This window comes from Pseudomonas sp. (assembly GCF_049590575.1).
Taxonomy (GTDB): domain Bacteria; phylum Pseudomonadota; class Gammaproteobacteria; order Pseudomonadales; family Pseudomonadaceae; genus Aquipseudomonas.
On the sequence record NZ_JBAWDE010000275.1, the window covers coordinates 1 to 2732 of the forward strand.

The following is a 2732-nucleotide window of genomic DNA, read 5'->3' on the forward strand; positions in this document are numbered from 1 at the left end:
GGGCTTGCCCCCGATGGCGGTGGGTCGGATATGGATGTGTTGACTGACCCACCGCAATCGGGGGCAAGCCCCCTCCCACCTTTTGTCCTGTGTTGTTTTTGGGTTATTCGTCTTCGTTGAGCGCCCGCGAGCGGGTCACCTGCGCCGGCGGAAAATGGCAGGTAAACGTACTGCCGTGGCCCAGCACGCTGCTGATTTCCAGGCGTGCGCGGTGGCGCAACAGCACATGTTTGACGATGGCCAGGCCAAGCCCGGTGCCGCCGGTGTTGGAGTTGCGGCTGGAGTCGACACGGTAGAAACGCTCGGTCAGGCGCGGCAAGTGCTTGGCGTCGATGCCGATGCCGGAGTCCTGCACGCTCAAGTGCGCGCCGTGCTCGTCGGCCCACCAGCGGATGCGGATATTGCCCTTGTCCTGGGTGTACTTCACGGCGTTGAACACCAGGTTGGAAAACGCGCTGCGCAATTCGCCTTCGCTGCCCTTGAGCAGCACCAATGGGTCGGCTTCCAGGCTGATCTGTTGCCCGCGTTCACCCGAAAGGGCCTTGGCGTCATTCTTTATCGTCTGCAACAGGCTCTGCACCGCCACGGGCTGGTTGTCCGAGGGGTAGTCGGTCGCTTCAAGCTTGGCCAGCAGCAACAGGTCGTTGAGCAGCGTCTGCATGCGTGAGCCCTGCTGCTGCATCTGCTGCAGGGCGCGGCTCCAGCGCGGGTTGATCTCGTCGACGTTGTCCAGCAGCGTTTCCAGGTAACCGCAGATCACCGTCAAGGGCGTGCGCAGCTCGTGGGAGACGTTGGCGACGAAGTCCTTGCGCATCTGTTCCAGCTGGTGGATGCGGGTGACGTCGCGTACCAGCATCAGGTGCTCGTTGTTGCCGTAGCGCGTCAGGTACAGCTGGATGCGCACGCGGTCATTGGTGGGCGAGGGGATTTCCAGAGCTTCTTCGTAGTTCTCCTGTTCGAAGTACTCCTTGAAGCGCGGGTGACGCACCAGGTTGGTCACCGGCTGGCCGCTGTCCTGCGGGGTCTTGAGGCCCAGCAGGGTTTCGGCGGCGCGGTTCCACCATTCCAGGTTGCCGTCGCTGTCGAGCATGATTACCGCGTCTTTGAGCGCGGCGGTGGACTCCTGCACCCGGTCGATCACCGCTTGCAGGCGACCGCGCACGCGTTGGTCGCGGCGTTGCAGGTGGTAAATACTGTCGAACACTTCGCCCCACAGGCCATAGCCGTCGGGTGGTGCTTCGTCGGGTTTATGCTGGCGCAGCCATTCGTGCAGGCGCAGCAATTGCTTGAGGGTCCAGCCCAGGTAAAGGGCAATGCCGACGGCCAGGCTCCAGCCGTAATAGCCGCTGATCAAACCCACCACCAGGCAGCCGGTGATCAACAGCAGCATGTGGCGGATCAGGGTGCCATGCCAGTTCTGGTTCACGTGAACATGCGTCCTTGTCAGCGGGTAAGTCAGGCTCAGCCTTTGGTGGAAAACCGATAGCCGGTGCCGCGCACGGTTTGTACCAGATTCTCGTACGCATCGCCCAAGGCTTTGCGCAGGCGGCGGATATGCACGTCCACCGTGCGCTCTTCCACGTACACATTGCCGCCCCACACCTGGTCCAGCAGTTGGCCGCGGGTGTAGGCGCGTTCCTGGTGAGTCATGAAGAATTGCAGCAGGCGATATTCGGTCGGGCCCATCTCGGCCGGCGTGCCATCGATGGTCACGCGGTGGCTGATCGGGTCGAGGATCAGGCCGCCGACTTCGATCGGCGCCTCGCCATCAGTGGGGCCTGCGCGGCGCAATACGGCTTTCAGACGGGCGACCAGTTCGCGTGGCGAAAAGGGTTTGGTGATGTAGTCGTCGGCGCCGACTTCCAGGCCCTGGATCTTGTTGTCCTCTTCGCCCTTGGCGGTGAGCATGATGATCGGGATGTCTCCGGTCAGCTCATCGCGCTTGAGGCGCCGGGCCAACTCGATGCCGGAAGTGCCGGGCAGCATCCAGTCCAGCAGGATCAGGTCTGGCTTGCGGTCGACGATAATGGCATGGGCCTGCTGGGAGTTCTCCGCCTCCAGGCAGTCATAGCCGGCCATTTCCAACGCAACGGCGATCATTTCGCGAATGGGCGCTTCGTCGTCAACAATCAGAATACTCCTGCCAACCATGCCTAAAATCCTCTTGTCATTTAACTGTCTTGCGCCGCATTAGATAACGGAATTATTGCAGTCGTGTGACAGTAATTTAGTCGCCTGGGCAATTCCCGGCACTCTGGACTAACCTTTGGGTCCGAATCCTGACAACCACAAAAGGAAGGTTCCGATGACTTACAGCACTATTTCCTGGAAAGCCTTGCTGGTAACGGCTGCCTTGACGCTGCCGACCCTGGCACTCGCGGCTGAGCCGGCGATGACTGAAGACGGCATGTTGGTGGACCACAAGGGCATGACGCTCTACACGTTCGACAAAGACGCCGACGGCAAGTCAGTGTGCAAAGACCAATGCGCAACCAACTGGCCGCCGCTGAAGGCCGAGTCCACCGATAAGTCGATGGGCAAGTGGACAGTCATCACCCGCGATGACCAGACCAGCCAGTGGGCGTACAACGGTAAACCGGTCTACACCTACAAGGATGACAAGAAAGCCGGGGACAAGACCGGTGACGGCAAGGGCGGTGCGTGGCACGTCATCAAACCCTGAGCCGGCGGCGCCGCTAATAGAATCGGGGGCAAGCCCCCTCCCACAGGGG

The 2732-nt window shown here is 61.3% G+C and carries 3 protein-coding genes; 1 reads left to right on the forward strand and 2 read right to left on the reverse strand.

The window, feature by feature from the left end; all coding sequences use genetic code 11:
• Positions 1 to 103: 103 nt before the first annotated feature.
• Positions 104 to 1390: a phosphate regulon sensor histidine kinase PhoR gene (gene phoR / locus WBR57_RS18970; protein ID WP_424085542.1), complete on the reverse strand. Its 1287-nt coding sequence runs from the start codon at positions 1388 to 1390 to the stop codon at positions 104 to 106.
• Positions 1391 to 1461: 71 nt separating this feature from the next.
• Positions 1462 to 2151 carry a phosphate regulon transcriptional regulator PhoB gene (phoB, locus tag WBR57_RS18975; RefSeq protein WP_003231714.1) on the reverse strand — a complete coding sequence of 230 codons (690 nt, stop codon included), beginning with the start codon at positions 2149 to 2151 and terminating at the stop codon, positions 1462 to 1464.
• Between the two features lie 154 nt (positions 2152 to 2305).
• Here phoB and WBR57_RS18980 point away from each other — a divergent pair, with 154 nt between their 5' ends.
• Positions 2306 to 2683: a hypothetical protein gene (locus tag WBR57_RS18980; RefSeq protein WP_424085540.1), complete on the forward strand. Its 378-nt coding sequence runs from the start codon at positions 2306 to 2308 to the stop codon at positions 2681 to 2683.
• The last annotated feature ends 49 nt before the right edge of the window (positions 2684 to 2732 follow it).

Excerpts from the sequence above, each read along its gene's own strand:
- phoR (WP_424085542.1), bottom strand. The coding sequence starts at position 1,390 with ATGCTGCTGTTGATCACCGGCTGCCTGGTGGTGGGTTTGATCAGCGGC.
- phoB (WP_003231714.1), bottom strand. The coding sequence starts at position 2,151 with ATGGTTGGCAGGAGTATTCTGATTGTTGACGACGAAGCGCCCATTCGC.
- WBR57_RS18980 (WP_424085540.1), top strand. The coding sequence starts at position 2,306 with ATGACTTACAGCACTATTTCCTGGAAAGCCTTGCTGGTAACGGCTGCC.